Here is a 22,749-nt window from a genome sequence, read left to right on the forward strand (position 1 = left end):
CCGAAAGACAAACTGTGACGGACTTCCGGCTCCGCCCCTGGTGGCGTCTGTGGCTGGCCGCGGGGATCGCCGCCGCGGTGGCCTACGCGCTGCTGCCGTACGGCTGGCTGTCCGTTGCCGTCTCCACGACGGTCTCGGCCGGATCGTGCGCGCTGATGGTGGCCGGCGTTCGCGCGTACCGGCCGGCTTCGCGGAACCTGTGGTACGTCTTCGCCGCCGGAATCGCCCTGTGGGTGCTCGGCGACCTGATCTACGCCTGGCAGCTGCTCGTACTGCGGGATCTGCCGTACCCCTCCTGGGCGGACGCCTGCTACCTGGGCGCCTATCCGTTGCTGACGTTGGCCCTGTTCCGGCTCACCCGCCAGGGCAGCGTCCGGTCCGGCAGTCTGATCGACTCGGCGATCATCGCGGTCGCGGTCGGCATCGCCTACTGGACGTTCCTGATCGAGCCGGTTGTCACGGACACCACGACACCGCCGCTCGTCCGTACGGCGGCCGCGGCCAACCTCATCGTCGGCGTGCTGCTCTGCGCGGTGATCACCCCGATCCTGCTCCGGCGCGGATCCCGTACTCCCAGTCTCTGGCTGCTGACCGCGGGCAGCGCGATCACCCTCGCGTGCAACATCGGGTACGCCCTGCTGCCGGCGGCGCTGTCATACACCGGCCAGCTGGTCTTCGCCGGCTACCTGACCGCGTACGCGTTCTGGGCCGCGGCGGCGCTGCACCCGTCGATGAGCCGCCCAGCGATCGGTACGGGCGAGACCCTCGGCCGCAGCCGCCTCATCGTTCTGACCGCCTCGATGCTGATGGTCCCGGCGATCCTGCTGGTGCAGGGCGAACGGGCGGGCGGCGAGCTGAGCTGGGCCGTCATCGGCGTCGGCTCGATGGCTCTGTTCGTGCTGGTCGCGACCCGGATGTCCGGCTACATCGCCCGGGTCGACACGCAGGCCCGGCAGCTGCGCGAACTCGCGATGCGCGACGACCTGACCGGCCTGCCGAACCGGCGCGACCTGGAACGGCGGGCCGCCGAAGCGGTCGCCGACGGCAACTGCCAGCTCGTCATGATCGATCTGGCCGGGTTCAAGCACGTCAACGACCGGCTCGGCCGCGCGGTCGGTGACCAGGCCCTGATCGCAGTCGCCGGGCTGCTGCACGAATGCGTCCGCGAGGGGGACGTGGTGGCCCGGATGGGCGCCGACGAATTCGCCGTGCTGGTCCGCGACACGCTGCCCGGCGACGGCGACACCGTCTCCACCCGGCTCATGGAGATGCTGCGCCGTCCGGTGCAGGCCGGCGAGCACGAGCTGCTGCTCAACGCGCGGCTCGGCGTCGCCGAGGCCACCGGCGACATCAACGCGATCGAGCTGATCCGCCGGGCCGACACCGCGCGTTACGCGGCGAAGGCCACCGGCGGGCAACTCGTGGCGTACGGCTGCGAGCTCGACGAACGCGCGGAAGCCGCCGAGCGGCTCGGTGCCGACCTGCGGCACAGCCTGGACGACGGCGACTTCCGGGTCTTCTACCAGCCCATCGTCGAACTGCGCGGCGGCCGGATCGCGGCCGTCGAGGCCCTGGTCAGGTGGGACCACCCGGTACGCGGCCCGGTCAGTCCCGCCGCGTTCATCCCGGTCGCCGAGGACAACGGGCTCATCGTCGAGCTGGGGGAGTGGGTGATGCGGACCGCCTGCCGGCAGTTCGCCACCTGGTGCCACGAGCTGGGCGACCGCGCCCCGGAGTACGTCAGCGTCAACGTCTCCGCCCGCCAGCTCAACGAACCCGGCTTCCCGGACGTCGTGATCGGCATCCTGGCCGAGACCGGTGTCGCCCCGAACGCGCTGCTCGTCGAGGTGACCGAGACCGCCCTGTTCGCCGGCCAGACCGCGATCGAGGCGGTGGAGACCCTGCACCGGTCCGGGATCGGGATAGCCCTCGACGACTTCGGCACCGGGCACTCCTCGCTGGGCCTGCTGCGTACCGTGCCGGTCGACGTGCTGAAGGTGGACAAGTCGTTCGTCGACGAGATCACCACGGCCGGCCGCCGCGCCGTCATCGTCGACGCGCTGATCCACGTGAGCAACGGCCTCGGCCTGCGCGCCGTCGCCGAGGGCGTGGAGACCGCCGAACAGGCCGCCTACCTGCGCGACCTCGGCTACCCGTACGCACAGGGCTACCACTTCGGCCGTCCGGTGCCGGAACCCAGCTTCGAGCCGTACGTGGAGCCCGCCGTCCGGCTGTGACCCTGGCGATCAGCGGTGCTGACGCCGTGGCAGCAGCCGGCCGGCCGCGGCGAGGGCCAGGGCGATCCCGGCCTCCGGCCACATCCGGCGCCGGCCCGACCCCTCGGACAAGCGCGCCAGCGTCGTCGAGCTCACCGACAGCGGCCGGGCCGTCAATAGGGCCCGACGACGAACGCGGCGCCGCTGCTGATGATCGACGGATTCGCGCCGACGGCGCCCAGTGAACCGTCCTGCACCACCGTCAGGATGTAGGCGTCCTCGGCTATCGGGACACCCTGCGACCCGCTGGTGGTCGGGTTGAGCTTGCTCGCGGCCAGGTCAAGGTCGCAGACCAGCTGGGTGTCGCTCACCACCATGCCGACGACGCACTCGGCCACGCCTCGATTGGTCGCGGAGTTGTAGGCGCCCTCGACGAGGAAGACATGCGCCAGAGCACTCGTCGGATCGCCGCCGGTCGGTTCGAAGTCGAGCGGCGAGAAGCCCGCGCCGGTGACATCGATGGTGACCATGGTGCCTACGGCGCCGGTGTTCGGCGTGATCGTGATGCCGTTGCTGTAGGAGAACGCGATGGGGGCGTCGGCCGTGGCCGGGTCGCCGTCCTGAGGCAGGCCGTTGTTGTCGGGATCGAGACTGCTCACCGTGCCACCCGGTGCCGTCACGATCAGCGGCAGGCTGCTGTCCGCGGCCCGCGCCCCGGTGGTCGCCGTGAAGCTGTTGCCGTTCGCCGCGACCTTGATGTTCGTGAGCGGGATCCCGCCGGCCGTCGCGGTGATCGGAGTCGTGACCGGGGCGAAGCCGGTGCCGGTGACCGTGATCAGCTGTCCGCCCGCCGCCGGGCTGCTCTTCGGGCTGATCGAGGTGATGGTCGGCTTGAGCGTCAGCGTGTACAGGGCCGTCGCCAGCAGGGTGCTGGTAGTGGTGCTGTCGCTGTCGTAGGCGCAGACGGCCCACTTGGCCTGCGTCTGCGTCCCGGCCAGCACCAGTCCGCTGGTATTGAAGTTCTCAGCCTGGTAGGCCGTGGACGGCACTTTGAATACGATCTTCCAGGACGTGACCCGCTTGACATCGGCCGGCTCGACGGTCAGCACACCGGCGGTCGTCGCCGTACCGGTCGCGGCGATCTGCGCTCTCGCCCTGGCCTTCGCGCTGCAGCTGGTGGATCCCGACCCGATGTACTGGAACTGGACCGCCGGGGCCGTCGGGAACGGTGCCGGCACCGCCGTGTTCGGAGTGACCGAGCCGATGATCGTTCCACCGCCTCCGCTGGGCCCGAAACTGCTGCTCAGTGACATCGGTAAGGCGGCCGCCGAGGCCGGCGTTCCGGCGGCCGCCAGTACCGTGGCGGTCACCGCGATCGAGGCGAGCACGGTCTTCACACATGGCGACATGACTACGCAATCCTCCTGCGGCTCGTTGCGACGCCAGGGGGCCACCAGGCAGCGTAACGTTCAGGTTGGTCCGGAATTGCGAAGAACGTCGAACCGGTCGTTCAGCCGAGGGCTCGGTGCTCGATGAGGCCGACCAGGTTGCCTTCGGTGTCGCGTACGAACGCGTGCACCTCCTCGGTGCCGGACGGGCCGAGCAGGTCGTCGCGGTGGGTGAAGATCACATGCGGTTCGCTCTCGACCGGTGTGCCGGCCGCTCGCAGCCGTTCGACGGTCGCGTCGACGTCGTCGACCAGGTAGTAGTGCAGCGCCGGCGGTGCGCCCCGGTCGAGCAGCAGGCGTTGCCCGTCCAGATCGAAGAAGACCAGCCCCGGCGGATCGAACGAGGCGATGGGCGCCGCCCCGAGCAGGTCGGTGTAGAAGGCGGTGGCGCGCGGCAGGTCCGCGGCGTACTGGGCGATCTGTGCTGCTTTCACGATCAAGGGCCTCCATCGGGCGGGCGTGTCCGCTTCACGGCTACTGTCTCGTGCGGCTCCGCGCCCTGGCGGGACGCACCTCGCCGCTCCACGGCGGATCGGGGACGATCAGGCTCATCGCGGCCCCGACCAGTGCGGCCGGCGTCGGCCCCGGCGGCAGATGAACATGGAACGGCGTGCGTGACCGGCGGACGGGCGGGTCGCCGGCGTGGGTCGTCAGCAGCCGGGTCCGGGCGTCGACCGGCAGCTGCTGTTCCCGCGCCGCGTGATGCTCGGTCAGGACCACGACGAGCTCCATCCCGCAGGCGGCCGCGGTCGATATCGCCGCCGCCAGGTCCGGCCGGTGCAGACCTCGCCCCAGCCACATCGCGAGCAGACTCGTCCGGTCGGTGAGGGGCTGCGCCTGCCCCGGCATGTCGGTGCGAACCAGGCACGCGTGCTGAACCGTCGACGCCAGCAGGTGCCCCACCGAACGCAGCACCGTCTCGATCGGGCCGAACGTCGCCGGTGACGTGTCCAGGACGATGGCGATCGACGGCGGCTCGGTGTCCGACGACGTCACGTGCATCCGGTACAGCAGGTTGTCCTGCGCCAGCTGCATCCGGAACAGGTCGGCTGGCAGGGCCAGCTGGAAGTGCAGCAGCTTCGAGACCGGGCCGTGGCGGCTCGTGCCCGCCAGTTCGCCGAGCGTGCGTGTGGTCAGCGACCGGGTGCCCGACTCGGATACCAGCTCCCCGATGTCCCGGGCGAGGAGCATGCGGGTGTCGAGGTTCAGGTCGGGAAGCGACCCGCCGTGCTGTTCCATCCGCAGCGGGAGTCCCGGGTCGGCGGCGACCGCCTCCGGGCCGAGAATGCTGAGCAGCGTCATGAGGCCGGAATCGATCCGGTCCGCTCCGGCGCGAACCAGGGCCAGCGGTGCCGGCGGTGCCGCCGGCGGCACGGGATCGCCGGAAAGTGCCCTGCTCAACGCGGCCCGCAGCTCGGTCCGTGTGCTGTCGGGCGCGCTGAACGCGGGATCCGGAGGGAGGTCGCGCAGTAGCAGGGCGGCCAAGCCTGCTCGGGCCTCAGGCGGCCAGCCCAGCGAACGAAGCCGGAGAACGCCGGGATGATCGGCGAGGCCCGCCAGCTCGGAGGTGCCGGTGCCGCCGCCGATGAGCTGCGTCGCCTCGTGGAGGAGGCTCAGCGGCGGCTGCAGACCGGTGTCGACCAGACTGACGAGGGCATCGGCGCTCGCCGGAATGTCCTGCCCGGGCGACCAGGCCGTCCCGGTGTCGACGCCGCCGTCCACTCGCAGAGGCTGCTTGATCAGATGCGTTCCGCCGTTGGCCGGAACGACGACCAGGAGGCGGTCACCGTCCACCACCTTCGCGAACATCTTGTCGGGCTGGGACTGGCCGGGCGGTGGCAATTCGATCGACGCCACGATCTTGCCGGTCGGGGCGTGCACCACCTCGAGCACGCCCCCATCGCCGGAGCCACTGGCGAGGATGAAGAGCTCGCCATTTTCCGCCTGGCTGATGTCGCGCGATCCGAAGCCGGCCGTCTCGACCCGGCGCAACCGATCTCCTGATCCGCCGTCCCAGATGTCCACTCCGTGGCTCTGCGCGGTGCCGATCAGTATCTGGTCGTCCGGCATCACGGTGATCGCCACTGAGCTGACACTTTCGTACACGCCGGTAGAAAATCTGGCCAGAGACGTCCTGGTCGTCACGTCGATGACACTGACCTCACCGGTGCTGTCGCCGACGGCGAGGACGGCCTCGCCCGACGGTCGCCTGCCCAATGCCAGCGTCATCGGTTCGGGATGGGAAATCCGAGCCAACAGGCGCCCGGTGTCCGCGTCCCACAATCCCACACCGAAATAGGTGCCGGCCGCGGCGACCAAGGGGACTCCCTCGGGTGTTTCGATGAAATCGACCGCGTAGAAGTCTCCCCAGTTGTCGGAATCGGTCTCCAGGTCGGTGGCCGGGATGCCGTCGAGGTCGTAGAGCCGCACCTGCTGGTAGCCGCCGACGGCGATCCGGACCTCACCGTCACGGGTACGTACGAACTCAAGGCTCCATGCTCGCCCGAGCCCATGTTCGAAGGCGGCGATCCGGTCCCCGGTGATGCCGTTCCAAACCTCGACCGGACCCTCGACGGCGGAGGCGGCAACCAGCAGGCTGCCGTCCGCCAGGTGCATCCCGGCCACGGCGTGCAGAGTGTCTTCCGCGTTTCTGCCGCCGAGGGTCGTGCGTTCGGCGGGTCCGGCGGCGTCGAGTGTGCCGACCGGGGGGCGCCGTTCCGGCGACATCCGGATCCGGATGAGTTCGGCTCCGTTGTTTCCGGCTTTCTGTCCCGCCAGGAGAAGGGAGTCACCCGCCATCGCGATTCCTATGTCGAGTGGCGGCTCGCCGCTACCCGGGCTTTCCGCCAGGATCGTGTCGGCGGTGACATCCCAGAGGAAATACCGTCCTGACTTGGAGGCGATCAGGAGAACGGCTCGGCCGGCGAGGACGTCGACGAAACTCAGGCTGGAGATACTCGATCCGGGCTCGAAAACGCGCTCGCTGATCAGCTCGTTCCGGTCGAGATCCCGCAACGTCACGGCGCCGTCCCCATCGCCCAGCGCCAGACAGGAGCGGCCGTCCGGCAGGAGCGCCCAGGCCTGTGCCACGTCGTCGCGCGGGAAATTGAAAGTCCTCGGCGTTGTGTTGTCGTCCGGCTCCCACATTTCAACTGTTCCCCCTGCGCCGCTGGAGAGGACGAGGAGTGGGTCAGCGTCCGGGCGGGAAATCCAGAATCCTCGCTCGGTGGTCGATGCCGCTGAGTACACCACGGAGATCTGGCGGCCGGACGGAATCTCGATGATGGGCACTTCGGAGTCACCGATCAGGGCGACAACAGATCTTCCATCGGCCAGAACAGAGTCCGGCAGGCCGAGGAGGTCGATCTCATGGGGAACAGAGCACAGCTGTTCTCCCGACAGTGCGTCGATCACTGTGAACGGCGAATAATCCGAAGCGATCAGGGCGACCGGTCGTTCGTCAAGATGGGTCAACGAGATCAAGCAGAACGGCAGCCCCATGTCTCCTGACGGGTTGATGTCTGATTGAGCCAGGAGCAGGCGATGATCGAGATCCCAGATCTCGTAACGACCACTCTTGCCGCTGATACCCAATAGGGTCGGATGGTGAGGTGAGGTCAGGAGTGAGGTGCTCCAGACGTCCGTGACATCGCTCTCGAAGGGCAGATCCTCGCGCTCCGCCGTGAAGAGAACGTCATCTCCGACCGGCACTTTCGGTACTTCCGGTTCTTCGCTCTCCTCGCTCCAGATGTCCCAGAGGTGGAGTGCCTCGCCATAGCGGTCGGTGACCACCATGAGCCGGCCGTCGACCTCGGCGAACACCATCTCGTAGAGGCCGTAGTTGACATCGATCTCGGCGAGACATCGGCCGGTCCCGAGGCTCCACAGGTTGTAACCGTTTCCGGTGGCGACCGCGATCAGCGTATCGCCGGCTCGGTTGACGATCGCCGCTCCGCCGAAGGAGATCGACGTCGAGCCCTCGAGCTCGGTGACCTGGGTGAAGTCGATCAGGTCCCACGCCTTCACCGCCGACGTAGCGATGCCGACGGTGACCAGGATCGGTCTGCCACTGGGACTTCGGACGGCCGCCATCTCGATGATGCGTTCCTGATCGGACTGGAACGAGTGCACGAGCTCGCCGGTACGGACGTCGCGGATGGAGATCCCGCCTCTCTGGTCGGCCACGATCAACCACAGACCGTTGGCCGTATCGGCGAAGATCGTCTTTCCCAGGGGCCTGTGCGTACGCCCGTCTTCGAGGAAACTCGTCCCGTCGGCCGTGATCACCCGCATGCCGCGACTGGTGTCTCCCAATGCGATCCAGAGCAGGTCGTCCCGGCGATACGCGGACAGTGAGAACGGCTCGTCGTCGGTGGTCGCGATCGTCTCGCGCGGTACCCCCGAGGCGGGATCACGGATCTGGACCACCCCGTCCGTCGATCCCGTGATCAATACGGGATCGTCGCCGGGCATCGAGGCGAACACCGCTTCGGTGACCGAATCGTTCCGATCGCACAGGACCTCACCGGTACCGGCGTCCCAGATCCGGAGATTCCCCCGGTAGTCCAGGCCGGCGAGCAGAGTCCGGCCGTCCGGCATGGACGTGGACAGGAGGGCGGAGAGATTGAGTTCCGCGTCGATGGTCCGGATGATCCGCGGCTCCGGGTCACGGTCGGGCAGGCGGGATGCCGGCGCCCGTCGCGGTTGGCCGCCGGCCGCGGAACCCGCCCGGCCGACCGTCCGCGCGTGCGCCTCCGCCCACGCCCGTACCCCGTCGGCGGATCCCGGCGCCGTCACAGCTCGGCGCTCAACAGGACCGGCGTCGCCGACCGCGACCGATATCTGAACAACTGCCGCTCACGCACCGTGGCCCGCACCGAGACGACCGCCTGCACGGAGTGGCCGACCGGCGCCCGTACGATCGCCACCAGCGGCTCCGGCAGCCCGCTCAGCGGGCGCTGCTTCGTCCGCCGGAATTCCCAGGCCGCGTCCGGCCGCAACAGGCGGACGGCCTCCAGATAGACGGCGCCCTCGGTCGTCCTGCGTTCGCGGCCGATGTTCCCGACGTTCGCCGTGACGTCGGCCAGCCCGAGTTCCGGCCCCAGCTGCCATCGCCGGACCACCTCGACGTCGTCGCTCAGCAGGCGCGGTGCCATCGACCAGGTGATCGGCGGATCGGCGTGTTCCTGCCGGGACGCCAGGTCCAGCTGCACGGCCGCCGCCTCGAACGGCGGATCGCCGTCGCGGGTCTGGAAGGTCACCTCCAGGTGCATCCGCCAGAACCGGTACCGCTGCTCCTGTGCCTTCAGCCAGCGAACCAGGCCGGCGTCGTCAGCGTCAGCGGCCGTGATCGGCAGCGACACCGGACCGCCGAGAAACACCCGGCCGGAGAGATCCGGCGAGTCGGAAACCTCCTCGTCCTTCCCCCGGACGGTGGTGGCCTCGAGGTCGAGGTCCAGCGGCTGTGCCTCCAGAGCGGGCGCGGTGAGTGGGGTCATGGGGGTCCCTCCGGGAGTCGGGGATCGGGCGGCCCACCGGGGCGTTCGGCGTCACGCTCCAACGCGAGCCGTTCGAGGAGCCTCGCGGCCTGCAGCGGCTGGTGGTGTGCCCGGTGCAGGGCCGCGGCCTGGGCCAGGTCGCCATTGCGTTCCGCTTGCCAGGCCTGCTCACGCCAGTCGTCGGGCGACGTGGCCGGGCGCGACGGGAACGGCTGCGGCAGGGGTACGAGCGGTGCCTCCGGCCGCGGGATGTCCTGCTCACGGGTCAGTTCGGTAAGGGCCTCGGCGGTCGCGGGCGGCAGTTGCAGGTCGATGCGCGGCCGTTCCGGGGCCCACAGTTCCCAGACCGGTCGCCGTCCGGCGATCGGGAAGTGCAGGGCCGCGCCGTCGAGGATCACCACGATGTGCCGGTCGTCCGGGAGGAACAGGCGACGGCGGGCGGCCGGCGGCAGTTCGGGGCTGAGCGCCGACCCGATCGGGAGGAACAGCGGCCCGGGGCCGAGGCAGGTGAGCGGTGTGCCGATGCCGACGTCGACCAGCAGGCCACCGGCGGCGACGAGCAGGTGGCGATCGCGGCCACGAATGATCAGCGCGGCTTCGGCGAGCGGGTGACCTTCCAGCATCAGCGGCACCAGCACGAGGTCGGTGTCGTCGAGGAGAACCGCGTCGACCCGCTGGCCGGGGCTCCGGCGGGGTATTACCCGCAGTGGTGCGTTCGTGGTCGTACCGTGGTCGCCGAGTGGCTCCTGGTGCTGGCGCTCGAAGCCGGTGGCCACCCGGATCAGGGAGGCGGCCGGCTGATGCCCGCCCAGCGGTTCGACACGCCAGGCGCCGAACGCCTCGTCGGCCAGCGCCCACCCACCGGCCGGCAGCAGCGCGGAGAGCTGGTAGTCCGCGATCGGCAGGCCGGCGCCGTGCTGGACGAGCAGGCCGCCCTGTTCGCCGGCGCGCCGGAACGCGGTGGTCAGCGGGAGGCGGTCGGCGACCGCGAACAGCCCGGCCGGGATGGTACGGGCGCCGCCGGCGCGCACGGTCACCTCCAGCATCACCGTCTCACCCTCGTCGTGGGCGCCGAGCGGGCTCAGCCGGACCGGTCGCTGCCAGACGTCCAGGTCGAGCTCGAGGGCCCGGTGCACCATCTCCTCCGTGGTCACGCCGGGAGTGAGCACGGCGGCGTCGTGCAGCGGCGCCTTCCGGACGGGCGCCAGCGGGGCGTGCCGGACCAGTTCGGTGATGTCGCTGGGTTCGAGGACGCTCACCGCGATGCCGTCGCTGCCGGACACCGGGCCGCCGAACGGGCGGTGGAGGAACAGCAGGTCGTCGTGCCGGGCATAGATGCGGCCACCGGCGCCGTACGCGGCCGTCCGGACCAGGTCGAGGTCGGCCTCGGTGTGCAGCCACCACGTGCTGCCGCGCTGGTAGATCCGGTCTTCCGAGCCGCCGAGCAGGGAGAGGCAGCGCAGCGCCCGGCTCGCGTCGGGCAGGCAAACGAAGACTTCGTCCGATGCCGGGACCGGCGCCGGAGGTGACGGCTGAAGAAGCGGTGGGGGAGTGACCGCCGGTAGCGGCGGTGGTGGGTCGGGTGGGAGGCGTTCGATCGGGCCACCCGCGCGGTGGGTGCGCGGCGGCGGCACGCTCGGCGGGGCCGGCGGCGACGTGGGTTCGGCGGAGGGGCGCCGGCGGAACCAGTTCACCCTGCCGCCCTCGGGATCACGATCGTCTGCCCGTATCGGTCCAGGGCCCATCGGCGCCACCGCTCGGCGGCGGCCGGGTCACCACCGCGAACCGCGGCCGCGAACGTCAGGGCGACCTGGTCGAATCGTTTCGCGGCCTCGGCGACGGCGATCGCCCAGTCCTGGAGCGCCGCCACGCGGACGACCAAGGCGGCCATCGCGACCAGGTGGTTCTGAACGTCGGTGAGGACCGGCAGGACGATGTCGGCCGGCGCGTCCTCGGCGAGGGCGCAGCGAGTCTCCACGAGGCGCCGCCGCAGGTCGATGGTGGACCCGTCCTCGGTCCAGTCTCTCCGGGTGTCAGGGAGCCGCAGCGACATCCGGGCGGCGTCGAGGTCACCCAGCTCGTGCACATAGGTCCAGGCCGCGAACGTGTGCCGGCCCGCCTCGTTCTCCATCCGGGCCGCGGCCCGCAGGTTGCCGTCGGCCCGGTAGGCGCGGGCGGCCAGCGAGAAGTTGCCGGCGTTGGCGTAGCAGCGACCGGCGTTCCCGTACTGGCCGGCCTGCTCGTAGCACTGGGCGGCCTGGGACCAGGCCGAATTCGGGGGGTACGGCCTAGTCACGCATCGGCTCCGATCGGCGCTGTTCGTCGTCGGGCGGCAGGGTGAGCGGGGGAACGGCGGCCGGCGCCGCGCCGCCCACCTCGTGGATCGACGCGTACGGGTCGACCACCCGGGCCACCTCGCGGGTGGCCGCGTCGTGCCGGGCGTCGTGGTCGGCGGCCCGGGGACCACCCTCCACGTCGTCGACGGTGAAGACCTCCACCTCGCCGGTGTCGGCGCGATAACGGAATCGGACGCGTAGCCGCATCGGGGACCTCCTCAGGCCTGGATCTCGAACTCGATCTCCAGCACGCCGTCCGACTCGACGACGTGGACGGAGTCGGCGCCGCGGACCCGGGCGTAGGCGAGGACCGCTTCCCGGTAGGCCTCGGCGAGCACGCGGTGGAACTCGTTGCGTCCCCGTACGCCGATCGCCGCCAGCGACTCGGCGGCGGCCTCGTTCAGCTGGGCCGAGCGTTCCCCGACCAGCCGGTCGAGTTCGGCGGTGGCGGCGGCCCGGGCGGACGCGTCCAGGTCGGCGAGATGTTCCGCCGCCGCCGCGGTCTGTGCCGCGGAGAGCGCCTCCTCGCGGGCGGCCGAGAGGTTGCGTTGCGCCTGGCGCTCCGCTTCGCGGCGGGCGTCGTCCTCGGTGATGCCGCCCCAGTTGTCGTCGTAGTGGATGCCCGAGCCGGACGCCTCGATGTCCCGGTCGACTTCGCCGCTGACGGTCCGGGACGCCTCGCCCGTGGCGCTGAGCTCCTCGGCCAGCACAGCGACGATCTCCAGCTCACAGGTGTCGGTGTGGTACGCGACGTACCCGCCCGCCATCTCGTAGCGGTAGACGTCGCCGTCCAGCACCCACCCGTCGGCCCGGTCCAGCGTCTGGGCCAGCGCGGCGAGTGTCGGTGCGCCGAGCGTGGTGTCCAGCGACTCGACGATCCGGGCCCGCCCGGTCGCCGCACCGCTGATCGTCGCCGCCCGCCGGACCTCGTGTTCCCATGCCTCCCGCAGGTGCTGCGTCGCGGTGACGTCGATGCGCCGGGGATTGCACATGGCTAGCCGTCCCTTCTGAGCTGCTGGAGCTTCTCGATGACGTCGAGCTGCACACCCCGCAACAGGGCGAGCGAGTCGCCGGCGTCGAGCTGGCCGGTCCGGATCTCCCGGAGGAGCCGGGCGGTCCGCCGCTGCGCCTCGTTGAGCTCCTCCATCCCGGTGATGGCCGGAACCGCGCGGGCCAGCTCCTTGATGTCGGCGACCACCTCGGTGACGTGCCGGGCCGGCCGATCGGTGTACATCGGTACGTCGTGCGCCGCCACGACCTGACGGATGATCTTCTCGTCGTACTCGGTGCTCCAGAGGTGGACGAGCACCGAGAGGTCGTCCAGCTCGGCCCGGGGCCGGCCGTGGAGCAGGGCGTTCGCCGCGATCGCCTTCTGGGCCTTGACCGCCCGGCGGTCCGAGAAGGTGATCCGGTCCTCGCGCATCGACCGGAGGATCGCGGCCAGGTGCGGGCGCACCCGGCTGAGGTCGACCGCGGCCACCGCCGCCTGCAGCTCGAGCAGGTCCTGGCGGGGGAACCGCCCTTCTCCGGCGGCCTGGGTCTGACCGGCGAGCAGCGTACGCTCGGCGTCCCATCCGCTGCCCAGCATCTCCTCGAGCGACTCGTCGGGCACGTAGTCGAGCCGGCAGCGGAACAGGAACCGGTCGGAGAAGGCCTGCAGCACCGGGTCGTCGACGAGTTCGTTGGCCGCGCCGAACAGCGAGATGAGGTTGGCCTGCTCACGGTGCGAGCCGTTGACGAACGTCCGCTCGTGCACCAGCGTCAGCAGCGTGTTCAGGATCGCGCTGCTGCCGTTGAAGATCTCGTCGAGGAAAGCGATGTCGACTTTGGGCAGCATGCCGTCGGTCTTGATGCGGTAGACGTTCTCCTGCTGGAAGGCCTCCACGTCGATCGCGCCGAACAGCTCGGCGGGCTCGGTGAAGCGGGTCAGCAGGTAACCGAAGTAGGACGTGTCGAGCAGTTTGCTGAAGCGCTCGATGAGGGAGGTCTTCGCGGTGCCGGGCGGGCCGATCAGGAGCACGTGCTCCCGGCACAGCACGGCCAGCGCGATCACGTCCACCGCGACGTCGCGGTCGACGTACTCGCTCTTGAAGTCCTCCATCGCCTGGGCGAACACACGTCCCTTGCGGAGGGCGTCCGGGCTGGGTGCAGTCATGGCTGGGCTGGTTCCTCGGGCGTCTGGGGAATCATGGCGGGGTCGCCGGTGGCGCGGCCGCCCCCGGCGTTCGAGGGTCGGCGGACCGAGCGCTGGCTGCGGTCGGCGTCGCGTTCCTGGATCGTCCGGCGCAGGCGGCCCACCAACTGCCCGAGCCGGTACGGGTCCTTCACCGGATCCATCCGTTTGACCGCGGCCTCGCCGCGGGCGGTGGTGAAGATCGAGCGGATGTCGTCTCCGTTCATCAGGTTCGTGGCGGTGGCGATGCGGTTCAGCAGGGCCTCGGTGACCGGGATCCCGAAGTGCGCGGCGTGGACTTCGGCGATCCGCCGGCGAGCCTCCAGATCGGGCAGATCGATCCGGATCGGACGGAACCGGCTCGGCCGCAGCAGGGCCTCGTCGATGATGTCCAGCCGGTTCGTCGTCCCGACGATCAGTACGGGTACGGCGGGCCGGAACCCGTCCATCTCGGTCAGCAACTGCGCGACGATGGCGTTGCCGGCCCGGCTGCCGCCGTCCTCACGACCCGACCGCCGGCTCGCGATCGAGTCGAACTCGTCGAAGACGACCACCGCGGGCGCGTTGCGGCGGGCCTCGGCGAAGATCTCGCGGACCTTGCGTTCGCTCTCCCCGACGTACATGTCGGTCACCTCGGGCCCGGACACCACGTTGATGGTGGCCTGGAACGCGGTCGCCAGCGCCTTGGCGAACAGCGTCTTACCGGTGCCGGGCGGCCCGTGGAAGATGAAGCCGCGCGGAATCAGCTCCCGGTGCAGGTGCTCGGGCAGCCCGGCCCCGCCGTTGATCAGGTCGATGGCGTGCTGCAGTTCGTCCTTGACCGGCTGATAGCCGCCGATCTGGTCGAACGTCACGTCCGGCAGGTCGAAGTCGTTCGAGGTGGTCGCCTTGAAGATGCGCAGCTCGTCGAGCAGGTCGGTGAAGGTTCCGCCGTCCCGGTGCTGGTGCTGGGCGTACCGCATGGCGTGCCGGAAGCGCACCGCGTTCATGCCGGCGATGTGTTTGTAGAGGCCCACCTCGTCGAAGCCGGAGAACATCGCGGCCTCGCTCTCGGTGACCAGGGCGGTGCCCACCGGCGCCCGCCCGTCGTCCCGGCGGACCTCGCGCGGGAGGATGTCGATCGAGATCCGGACGGCGAACCGGTTGGCCAGCACCTCCGGGATCACCAGGGACGGGTCCACGAAGGCCAGCAGGACGCACGAGCTCCGGTCGTACAGGACATCGGTCAGCTCCCGCGCCTCACTGTTCAGCGCCGCATCGCTGCCGCCGGCAAGGAGATCCAGGTGTGGTACGACGACCACGTCGTTCTCCTTGGCATGCCGCACCGCCTCCTGCAGGGCGTGCAGGGACTGCTGACGCCGGCCGGCCTGCATCCCGCCGAATTCCCCGGGCCCGGCGGTCGTCTCCGGCCGGACGATCGTCGGCTTCCGGCCGGACCGCGTCGTGATCTCCTTGGCGAGGTACTCGACCAGCAGTTTCTCGCACTGGACCACGACCGACAGACCGGCGTCGAGGTACTGCGCGGCCTTCTCGATGTCCGGCTTGTGCGCGATCTTGACGGCCTCCGCCTCGTCGATCCGCTTCGGGTGGCGGGAGTCGACCTGCGCCGTGACGCGGGGCGGCTCGACGACGGCGTCCGGCACCGGGGCCGGCGCACCGCCCTGTGCCCCGGCCACCGTCATCCCCGGCGGCCAGTAGAGCGGCGTCTCGGCCGCCGGCGCCGGAAAAGTGAGGCTGAACCGGTGGAGCGGAATCTCCAGCATCTCGGGGGAGAGCGGTGCGGTGGACAGTGCCGGCGTGTCGGCCAGCGCCTGCCCGAGCGTGAGTTCGGGCTCGCGGTCCTGGGCCATCAGCCAGCGGTCGCTCAGCGACTGGGAATCGCCGAGCGCGACCAGGGCCACCCGGGTCCGTTTGCTGGTCACGGCCGGTCTCCGATCGTGAGGACGTCGCGGTGCCGATCGAAGAGCCGCACGGCGCGGCCGTACTCGGCGTAGGTCAGATAGGTACGGGCGCGGATCGAGGCCGCCGGATCGACCGTCACGCCCTTGATCCGGCCGGCGATCGTGTCCGCCTCGATCTCGACGCGTTCGGTGTCGGCGAGCGGTCCCCAGAAACGGACCGTGGCGAGTGCCAGCGGATCCGGGCCCTCGACGCGGGTCATGGCGGCGTCCGCGGCGGCGATCTGCGCGTTCCATGCGGCTCCGTGCCGCAGCCGGGCGGCCAGGTAGACGTCGAGCATCAGGGCCGGCCGCCGCTCGCGGAGGGTACGCAGCAGCCTGGTCCGCCAGTCCAGCACCAGCGGATCCGGGCTCGGCCGGGCCAGCGCCGCGGTCAGCGAGGCGGCGCCGCGCGGCTGGTCCAGCAGCAGCATGCTCAGGCTGAGTGCGGCGGTACGGCCGGACACCGTGCTGGGCGGCCGGAGGAACACCGCGGTGAGCGGGGACAGCGCCCGGAGCCGGTCGGCCAGGTCGGCCGGGACGCCGCTGCCGGTGGCGCCCAGCACCGGGGCGATCAGGGCGTGCCGGGCCAGCGCCTCGGCCCAGCGTCCGTCCCGGCGGGGCGAGACGTCCGGGACGTGCCCGAGCACGTCGGCGCTGCGTGGGTCCACCCGGCCGCCGACAGCGGCGGCGATCAGGACGACGCCCGCCCCGACCGGCGTGCCGTCGCCCCAGGGTGGATCTCCGGCGGCGAGCAGGGCACCGGTCGTCGCCACCAGCCGGCGTACCTCCGGAGCGCACCCGCCGGCGTCGGCGAGCGACCCGGCCAGGCGCAGCGGCCCGGACGGTAGCGGGCCGGCCGGTGCCGCCGCCCACCTCAGCACTCGCTGAGCCGTGGTCAGGGCGTTCATTCGCCGTCCACCACCCAGTGCGGCAGGCGCCTCATCCGGCGCCCGTTCCATCCATACGCCCGCAGCACCCGTTCGCCACCGTCCAGGTTGAGCAGTCCGGCGATCTGCCACCGGCGCCGGAACGTACGGCTGTGCAGATCGACGTCGCTGCTGGACAGCCCGAGCCGGTCGGACGCCGGGAACAGGTGGGTGTGGTACCAACCGACCAGCTGGAGATCACCGCCGAGCCGCTGTACGGCGTCGTTGGCCCGCAGGAAGCTCTCACCGGTGAACGTGAACTGCAACATCGAGGCGCCGGTACGCTCGGCCGGCAGCGCGTGCACGACCTCGACCAGGTACCGCTCGGGATGGTCGGCGTCCCGGCGTACCAGGCCGACCAGGAAGCCGCCCTCCTCGACCTCCTCGGACAACGGCAGGTCGTGGCGTAGCGCCCGCGCCGCCTCCGGCCCGAACACGACCGCGACCTCGTCCGCCGGCTCCAGGACGGTGGACTTCCTGTCGCTCTCCGGCACGCCGAGGTCGGCGAGGCGGGCCGGCGGCGGCTCGGGCTCGGCGACCTCCTCCAGGTTCAGCCGGCTGGTGCGGCCACGGCGGGGCCGGACGTCGATCGTCCCCTCCAACCGCGGTGCCGGGCGCTCCAGAGCGATCTTCTCGAGCCCGGGACCCGCGAGGGCGTACCCCCAATGGTCCTCGTCCGGGAAGTCGGCGGCGAGCAGCCGCTGCAGCGGCTTCGCGACGACCTCCCGGACCGAATGCGGATGGCGGTAGATCAGGCGGTCGCCGACCAGGATCCGGATCGTGAGGTAACTGTGGCTGGGCCGCAGGCTCACCATCTCCGGGTGACCGCCGTTGTCGCGCTGGTCGGACACCTGGTGGAAGCTCAGCGCGAACAGCGCGTCGTCCAGCGGCCGGCCCAGCGCCTCGCGGAACACACCGCGCAGGAGCGGGTACAGGTCGGCGCGCCCGTGGAACACGTAGTCGTCGGTCCGGTAGAGGTCGATGCCGACCGTCTTGCGGTCCTCAGTCCACGCGATCGATGACACTTCGCGGCGCCCGAGGTCGGAGGGCAGCGGACCGGACAATCGGGACTCCTCCCCTGTCCATGATCAGTTGTTGGTTGCGCAGGGCCCACAGCGCGGCCCGTTCGTCGAAGAAGTTCTGCCGCAGCGCCGGCTCGCCGCCGTCGTGCGTGACGTGGAAGAGGTCGTAGTTGCGGTACCCGGCGATCTCCACGAGCATCTGGCAGACCTCGCCCATGTCCATCCCCGGATACCAGGTGTCGTCCAGTTCGCCCAGGCAGACCAGGCCGCGCAGTTCCTGCTTGTGGTGCGTCTCCGGGGTGTCGTACATCGGGAAGACGTTCGGGTGGAAGATCGGGCTGAGGAAGAACACGTCGGGGTGCCGCTCGGGGAAGTCCGGCCCCAGTTCGATGCGGATCTGGTGGTGCCGGATCAGGGTCGGCTCGCCGTCGGCGCCGGGTGGCCCGAAGCTGTCCTCCTCGAACTCCAGGTCGTAGACGGTCGGGAGCGTCTCGGCGTTGGCCGTGAGGCGCATGCCCGGGTGCTCGCCCACGTAGTCCCTGATCTGCTTGTGCACCCGCTGCAGCGCGTCCTCGCGGAGCACCGGGTTGACCGCGCCGGCCCGTCCCTCGAAACCGATGCGCATCTGCTCACCGTCCTGCACGCCCGCGTCGTGCAGTGTCTCGTCGGGGTTGGCCCGGCGCCGGTCGCCGCCCAGTCCGATCCGGTCGACGATCGCGTTGTTGACGGTGTCACCGGTCACCGCGCCGGGATAGTGCTCGCTGATCACGTCCTCCGCGACGTCCCGGAAGGTCCGCACCGACGGCGTGTCCCGGGCGATGAACCGGGAGCCGTCCGGGCCCTGCAGCGTGAGCGCCGAGTAGACGTAGTCCGGCTGGCCCGGCCCGGCGACCGTCCAGCCCAGTTCGGTGCGGTCCAGCAGCGCCGAGACCTGCGGGACGCTCGGGTTGTTCACCATGAACGACGTCTGGTACGTGGACGCCCAGCTGAACTGCGGTTCCAGGCCCAGTTCGCGCAGCTGCCGCTCGGCTTCGGCCCGCTCGGCGTCGGATCGTACGGTCACCATGACCCGGCAGGTGGCCTCCTGGACGGCCCGCTGAACCACGGTGTTGTCAGGCGGCGCCTCGGTCTCCGCCACATAGCGTTCGTAGAGGCGGGTGACCCCCTCGTTGTACGGGAACTCGGTGTGGACGAACCGGAGCAGTCGTGAGTAGGGGCGCTGCACCCGGCCGAGGTCGAGCTGATCGAACGCCAGCCACCACCAGCTCTCCGCGTCCTCGGCCGGCTGCGGGATGTGATCCTGCGGGAAACCGAGCCGGCGCAGCCATCTGGCGCCCGCCTCACGGTTCTGCGCCAGCTGGGTCATCACCTGGATGAACGCGTCCCGGTCCTCCGGCGTCAGCCGCGCGTCCGGGCGCTCGCCGCCGGCCTCGTCCTCGCCCCGGCCACCCGCCGTCATCCGAGCCTGAGCCATGAGTACCTCCCCTCTGCTGATCGGACGGCAAGAACCTCGTGGGGCGCGATGCCGAGCTCGGCCAGCTTCGTCCCGGCCGAGGCCTCCCCGATACGGGTGGTCCGGCGCAGCCGGAACCGGTTGCCGCAATGCGGGCACGTGATGGTCGGCTCGCGGTACCCGTAGCCCGGGTCGCAGGAGCCGTGACACCGGTAGCACTCCTGTGGCACCGGGAACTCGGCCCAGGCCAGCGCCTCCGAGCCGGGCGCCAGCACGGCGAGCAACTCGCCCACCGTGTCGTCGCGGGACACCGGCACCCGGGGCACCGCACCGCTCGCCGTGTGGTGCGGACAGCCCGGGTCGCGGTCGACCGTCACCGCGGCGGTGTCGGAGGCGGCGATGTCGATGGAGAGGAACCGCCAGGGCAGCGGCGTACCCAGTACCTGGCGCGCCGCGGCCGCCGCCATCCAGCCGGCCACCAGCGACGACGAGAGGATGGACGCGGCCAGCGGGCGGTCGCCGAGCTCCGCACAACTCGCCGGCACCTCCGAGCTCCAGCGTTCGGCCGGGGTGAGTGTGCAGCCGTAGCAGGGCTCCTCGGCGTCGACGCGCAGCCGTACCTCGCCGCCCCATGGATGGGTGCCGCCGTCCACCAGCGCGGCGCCGGCCAGCGTGCAGCGCTCGAGCAGCTGCAACCGCGCCCACCGGGTGTCCAGGCAGCCCAGCACCACGTCGGCGTCGGCGAGCTCGCCCATGCCGACGCCGCGCACGAGGTCGTCGACTCGGGCGTCGACGACCGTGCCGGGTGCGATCCGGGCCAGCGACCGGGCCGCGGCCTCCGCCTTCGGCCGATCCAGATCGGACGAGTCGAACAGGACGGTACGGCTGAGGTTGTGTGCCGCCACGGTGTCCGGATCACAGAGGATCAGCCGGCCGATGCCGAGCATGCCGAGGTTCTTGGCCACCTCGTTGCCGAGCGCGCCGACCCCGGCCACGACCGCGGTCGCGCCGGCGACGCGGGACTGATCCCAGCCGGGCATCTGCCGCTGGCGCTCGTGCCGGTCCGGATCCGTCGTCATCGGCCCAGACTCCGCGTCATGACCGGGCAGGCCGGTAGCTCGCTGGCCGGCAGCCAGGTCTCCCAGCACACCAGACCCTGCGCCGGGTCCCGGTGCACCGCCGCCCGGCACCGCGGGTCGGCGGGTGCGCACGGGCAGATGATCACCATTTCGGCCGGGCGGAACGAATGTGCGCAGACCAGGCAGGAGCGCCGGCGGAAGCCGCCGTCCGGTGGCCGGCACAGGTACGGCACCTCGTCCGTACTGATCACCTGGACGTCCCCGGTCACCGGCCAGGCGGCCAGCAGCCCGGCGACGAACGCGCTCGCGTCCGTGTCGTCGGTGCCGGACTTCGCCTCGACCGCGCAGGACAGCACCGGATCGAGGTGGGTGACCTCCCGGGTGCGACTGTCGACGTGAACCAGATCTCCCCGGCGGAACGTGTGCCCGCACCGGGAGCAGCGGCCGGTGTGCCACCAGGAGGTCACTCCGGTGATGGCGTCCCCGTCACGCGCCTCGTCCCGGTCCGGTGGCGGCTCGCTGGCATCGTCCAGCCCGACGCCGAACAGTTCGTCCTCGTCCACGGTCACCCGCACAGCATCTGCTGGACCGGGCCGCCGCCGAGTTGCTCCATCAGCCGCTCGACCTCGAGCGGCCGGAAACCGTCGGCCAGCACGGACACGCCGTTCTCGTCCACCGTGATCCGCAACCGGACGAGCCGGCCCTCCGGATGATCCGGATACTCGCCGGCGTCGATCAGGTCCGGCAGGTCCTGGACGAACTCGCGGTCAGGCATCGAGCTGCTCCCATCGGCCGGGAATGTCGGTCCCGCAACGCGGACAGGAGCCGGCCACGACGGCCGACTCCATCGTGCGCCAGATGCCGCGTTCCACGGCGGTTGCGTCACATCCAGGACACCGGGTACGCCGTCCGTGTGCACCGAGCGCGCGCTCCACGTACACGAATCGCAGGCCGGCCTCGCCCCCGGCCGCGGCGGCGCCGGCCAGCAGAGCCGGCGGTGTCGGCGCGAAGCGCCCCATCCGGAAGTCCGGGCTGAACCGGACGAGATGCCACGGGATGTTGCGATCGATCTCGGCCAGCGCACCGGCCACGGTGTGCCAATGACGCGGCTCGTCGCTGATGCCGGGGATGATCGGAGTGGACACCTCGATCCAGACGCCGAGCCGGTGGAAACGCTCGATCGCCTCGAACACCGGCGCCAGCGCCGCGCCGGTCAGCCGGCGGTGCGCGCTCTCGTCCGCCGCCTTGACGTCCACGTTCACCGCCAGCAGGTGCGGGGCGATCAGGTCGATCGCCTCCGGCGTCAGGAACCCGTTCGTCTTCCAGACCAACGACACCGCCGGGCCGCCGGCCAGGGCCAGCGACAGCTCCAGGGCGAGAGCGGCTTCGGCGTACGAGAACCCGATCGCGGCGTGCTCGGCCGTGGCGCGTGCCCGCAACCCGGCGACGTCGGCCGGCCGCGCCGTCCACGGCACCGACTCCTCCCGGCCGTACTGGGAGAGCGCGTGGTTGAGGCAGTAGTTGCACCGGAACGTGCAGCCCGGAGCGGCAAGCGTCAGCACCCGGGACCCCGGGCGCACGTGATAGAGCGGCTTGCGCTCGATGGGGTCGAGGTGCGCCACGCTCGTCGCGAACGAGGCCGTCTCCAGCCGCCCGCCCCGATTGCGCCGGACGTGACAGGCGCCGGCCGCGCCGTCGGCCAGCTCGCACCGGTGCGGGCACAGGTCGCACCGCACCCGGTCACCGTCCAGCGGCGTGGACATGATCGCCGGCACCCAGGTCGGCGCGGTCACGTCGTGGACCCCAGCACCACCACGACACCCTCGGCCATCGCGCGCTTGTCACCGTGCTCGACGATCAGCTCCCGCCGTGCCAGGTCGGCCGCGCCGGCGAGATCACGGGTGCGGCCGAGCGCGTCGTACAGATATCCGGCCCACAGCCCGGCGTCCTCGTCGACCAGCTCGTCCCGGTGTGCGACCGTGACGTCCGCGACCGCCCGCAGGATCGTCGCTGCCGCCTCGCTGGTGCAGGCGTTGAGGACGATGCCGCGAAGCCGGCCCGGCCGGATCAGGTCGGCGAGGTCGCCGGCCCGCACCACCAGCGTCCGGCCGGAGCGGTCGGTGAAGAACAGTTCGTCGGCGCGGGCGTGGCAGGCCAGATGCAACAGGTGGTACTTGCCGTCGCGCAGCTCGGAGACATCCCGGACGGTCGCGATCGGACGGTAGTCCGGCCGCAGGTGCGGGCCGGCGTCGACCAGCCGGCGGAACTCACCGTCGAACTGCAGCGGGTCCAGCCCGGGCGGCGACGATCCGAGGAACAGGACCTGCCACACCCCCGGCGGCTCCGCGCCGAAAAGCACCTCATTGTACGGAGCGCGCTTGCCCGCGGCCCGGAGCACCGCCTCGCGGCCGCCGGCGACCTCCCCGGTGCAGATCTTCTCGTTGATCAGCAGCCAGTACTCGAACGCGTTGTCGACGGCCTGGATGTTGGGCAGCGTGTCGCGGTCGAACCCGAGGCGGACCAGGGTCAGTGGCGTGGCGCGAGCGAGGGGGAAGATCCGTGCGAGCTCGCTCAGCTCGCGGTCGGTGAAGCCGGCCGCCACTTGATCACCACCCGTCCTGGTGCGTGTTCAACGAGTTATATCGCCGGGTGCCGGGA

The 22,749-nt window shown here is 71.0% G+C and carries 21 protein-coding genes; 3 read left to right on the forward strand and 18 right to left on the reverse strand.

Features of this window, described 5'->3' with window-relative positions:
- Positions 1–14: 14 nt before the first annotated feature.
- A complete protein-coding gene (locus tag I4J89_RS13870; RefSeq protein ID WP_309238306.1) occupies positions 15–2,237 on the forward strand; it encodes a putative bifunctional diguanylate cyclase/phosphodiesterase in 2,223 nt (740 codons plus the stop codon).
- Between the two features lie 152 nt (positions 2,238–2,389).
- On the opposite strand, the gene I4J89_RS13875 is transcribed toward I4J89_RS13870, so the two are convergent.
- Positions 2,390–3,265, reverse strand: a complete 876-nt coding sequence (locus I4J89_RS13875) for an IPT/TIG domain-containing protein (protein ID WP_196414312.1) — start codon at positions 3,263–3,265, stop codon at positions 2,390–2,392.
- 22 nt (positions 3,266–3,287) lie between these two features.
- Here I4J89_RS13875 and I4J89_RS13880 point away from each other — a divergent pair, with 22 nt between their 5' ends.
- The gene (locus I4J89_RS13880) at positions 3,288–3,752 is read left to right on the forward strand and encodes a hypothetical protein (protein ID WP_196414313.1); all 465 of its coding nucleotides are present in this window, start codon (positions 3,288–3,290) and stop codon (positions 3,750–3,752) included.
- On the opposite strand, the gene I4J89_RS13885 is transcribed toward I4J89_RS13880, so the two are convergent.
- Together I4J89_RS13885 and I4J89_RS13890 are read right to left on the reverse strand one after the other, a co-directional pair.
- On the reverse strand, positions 3,727–4,098 hold the full coding sequence (locus tag I4J89_RS13885; protein ID WP_196414314.1) for a VOC family protein: 372 nt from the start codon (positions 4,096–4,098) through the stop codon (positions 3,727–3,729). The two genes, I4J89_RS13880 and I4J89_RS13885, sit on opposite strands and share 26 nt — an antisense overlap.
- 40 nt (positions 4,099–4,138) lie before the next feature.
- Complete coding sequence (locus I4J89_RS13890) at positions 4,139–7,489, reverse strand: WD40 repeat domain-containing protein (RefSeq protein ID WP_196414315.1); 3,351 nt, start codon at positions 7,487–7,489, stop codon at positions 4,139–4,141.
- Between the two features lie 112 nt (positions 7,490–7,601).
- On the opposite strand from I4J89_RS13890, the gene I4J89_RS13895 reads away from it, so the two are divergent.
- Entirely contained in the window at positions 7,602–7,775 is a 174-nt protein-coding gene (locus I4J89_RS13895; protein ID WP_196414316.1) for a hypothetical protein, read from the forward strand.
- 682 nt (positions 7,776–8,457) lie between these two features.
- On the opposite strand, the gene I4J89_RS13900 is transcribed toward I4J89_RS13895, so the two are convergent.
- Genes I4J89_RS13900 through I4J89_RS13970 form a run of 15 tightly spaced genes read right to left on the reverse strand, consistent with a single transcriptional unit; the run spans position 8,458 to position 22,693 of the window.
- Positions 8,458–9,162 carry a hypothetical protein gene (locus I4J89_RS13900; protein ID WP_196414317.1) on the reverse strand — a complete coding sequence of 235 codons (705 nt, stop codon included), beginning with the start codon at positions 9,160–9,162 and terminating at the stop codon, positions 8,458–8,460.
- Entirely contained in the window at positions 9,159–10,856 is a 1,698-nt protein-coding gene (locus I4J89_RS13905; RefSeq protein WP_196414318.1) for a DUF8588 domain-containing protein, read from the reverse strand. The genes I4J89_RS13900 and I4J89_RS13905 overlap by 4 nt, the downstream gene beginning before the upstream one ends.
- A complete protein-coding gene (locus I4J89_RS13910) occupies positions 10,853–11,458 on the reverse strand; it encodes a hypothetical protein (RefSeq protein ID WP_196414319.1) in 606 nt (201 codons plus the stop codon). The genes I4J89_RS13905 and I4J89_RS13910 overlap by 4 nt, the downstream gene beginning before the upstream one ends.
- A complete protein-coding gene (locus I4J89_RS13915; protein WP_196414320.1) occupies positions 11,451–11,705 on the reverse strand; it encodes a hypothetical protein in 255 nt (84 codons plus the stop codon). Before I4J89_RS13915 ends, I4J89_RS13910 begins: the two co-directional genes overlap by 8 nt.
- Before the next feature lie 11 nt (positions 11,706–11,716).
- On the reverse strand, positions 11,717–12,490 hold the full coding sequence (locus tag I4J89_RS13920; protein ID WP_196414321.1) for a molecular chaperone DnaJ: 774 nt from the start codon (positions 12,488–12,490) through the stop codon (positions 11,717–11,719).
- A 2-nt stretch (positions 12,491–12,492) separates the two neighbouring features.
- Complete coding sequence (locus I4J89_RS13925) at positions 12,493–13,653, reverse strand: AAA family ATPase (protein ID WP_196414322.1); 1,161 nt, start codon at positions 13,651–13,653, stop codon at positions 12,493–12,495.
- Entirely contained in the window at positions 13,650–15,593 is a 1,944-nt protein-coding gene (locus tag I4J89_RS51480) for an ATP-binding protein (RefSeq protein ID WP_309238307.1), read from the reverse strand. Before I4J89_RS51480 ends, I4J89_RS13925 begins: the two co-directional genes overlap by 4 nt.
- Positions 15,590–16,519, reverse strand: a complete 930-nt coding sequence (locus I4J89_RS13935; RefSeq protein WP_196414323.1) for a hypothetical protein — start codon at positions 16,517–16,519, stop codon at positions 15,590–15,592. Before I4J89_RS13935 ends, I4J89_RS51480 begins: the two co-directional genes overlap by 4 nt.
- Positions 16,516–17,562, reverse strand: coding sequence for a JAB N-terminal domain-containing protein (locus I4J89_RS13940; RefSeq protein WP_196414324.1), 1,047 nt, complete (start codon positions 17,560–17,562; stop codon positions 16,516–16,518). The genes I4J89_RS13935 and I4J89_RS13940 overlap by 4 nt, the downstream gene beginning before the upstream one ends.
- Positions 17,540–19,033, reverse strand: a complete 1,494-nt coding sequence (locus tag I4J89_RS13945) for a ubiquitin-conjugating enzyme family protein (RefSeq protein ID WP_196414325.1) — start codon at positions 19,031–19,033, stop codon at positions 17,540–17,542. Before I4J89_RS13945 ends, I4J89_RS13940 begins: the two co-directional genes overlap by 23 nt.
- On the reverse strand, positions 19,015–20,091 hold the full coding sequence (locus I4J89_RS13950) for a HesA/MoeB/ThiF family protein (protein ID WP_196414326.1): 1,077 nt from the start codon (positions 20,089–20,091) through the stop codon (positions 19,015–19,017). Before I4J89_RS13950 ends, I4J89_RS13945 begins: the two co-directional genes overlap by 19 nt.
- On the reverse strand, positions 20,088–20,660 hold the full coding sequence (locus I4J89_RS13955) for a hypothetical protein (RefSeq protein ID WP_196414327.1): 573 nt from the start codon (positions 20,658–20,660) through the stop codon (positions 20,088–20,090). Before I4J89_RS13955 ends, I4J89_RS13950 begins: the two co-directional genes overlap by 4 nt.
- A complete protein-coding gene (locus I4J89_RS13960; protein WP_196414328.1) occupies positions 20,657–20,866 on the reverse strand; it encodes a radical SAM-modified peptide, FtsH ternary system-associated in 210 nt (69 codons plus the stop codon). Before I4J89_RS13960 ends, I4J89_RS13955 begins: the two co-directional genes overlap by 4 nt.
- Positions 20,859–21,884 carry a radical SAM protein gene (locus I4J89_RS13965; RefSeq protein WP_196414329.1) on the reverse strand — a complete coding sequence of 342 codons (1,026 nt, stop codon included), beginning with the start codon at positions 21,882–21,884 and terminating at the stop codon, positions 20,859–20,861. The genes I4J89_RS13960 and I4J89_RS13965 overlap by 8 nt, the downstream gene beginning before the upstream one ends.
- On the reverse strand, positions 21,881–22,693 hold the full coding sequence (locus tag I4J89_RS13970) for an effector-associated domain EAD1-containing protein (protein ID WP_196414330.1): 813 nt from the start codon (positions 22,691–22,693) through the stop codon (positions 21,881–21,883). Before I4J89_RS13970 ends, I4J89_RS13965 begins: the two co-directional genes overlap by 4 nt.
- Between the last annotated feature and the right edge of the window lie 56 nt (positions 22,694–22,749).

This window comes from Actinoplanes aureus, from assembly GCF_015704865.1.
GTDB classification, from domain to species: Bacteria; Actinomycetota; Actinomycetes; order Mycobacteriales; family Micromonosporaceae; genus Actinoplanes; species Actinoplanes aureus.

Bases quoted from the DNA above. Each gene is read 5' to 3' on its own strand.
- I4J89_RS13935 (WP_196414323.1), bottom strand. From the start codon at position 16,519: ATGAACGCCCTGACCACGGCTCAGCGAGTGCTGAGGTGGGCGGCGGCA.
- I4J89_RS13960 (WP_196414328.1), bottom strand. From the start codon at position 20,866: ATGCCTGACCGCGAGTTCGTCCAGGACCTGCCGGACCTGATCGACGCC.
- I4J89_RS13890 (WP_196414315.1), bottom strand. From the start codon at position 7,489: ATGGTGTTCGCCGAGGTCGACGGCCGGCTCATGGTGGTCACCGACCGC.
- I4J89_RS13925 (WP_196414322.1), bottom strand. From the start codon at position 13,653: ATGACTGCACCCAGCCCGGACGCCCTCCGCAAGGGACGTGTGTTCGCC.
- I4J89_RS13920 (WP_196414321.1), bottom strand. From the start codon at position 12,490: ATGTGCAATCCCCGGCGCATCGACGTCACCGCGACGCAGCACCTGCGG.
- I4J89_RS13915 (WP_196414320.1), bottom strand. From the start codon at position 11,705: ATGCGGCTACGCGTCCGATTCCGTTATCGCGCCGACACCGGCGAGGTG.
- I4J89_RS13945 (WP_196414325.1), bottom strand. From the start codon at position 19,033: ATGGCTCAGGCTCGGATGACGGCGGGTGGCCGGGGCGAGGACGAGGCC.
- I4J89_RS13900 (WP_196414317.1), bottom strand. From the start codon at position 9,162: ATGACCCCACTCACCGCGCCCGCTCTGGAGGCACAGCCGCTGGACCTC.
- I4J89_RS13950 (WP_196414326.1), bottom strand. From the start codon at position 20,091: ATGACGACGGATCCGGACCGGCACGAGCGCCAGCGGCAGATGCCCGGC.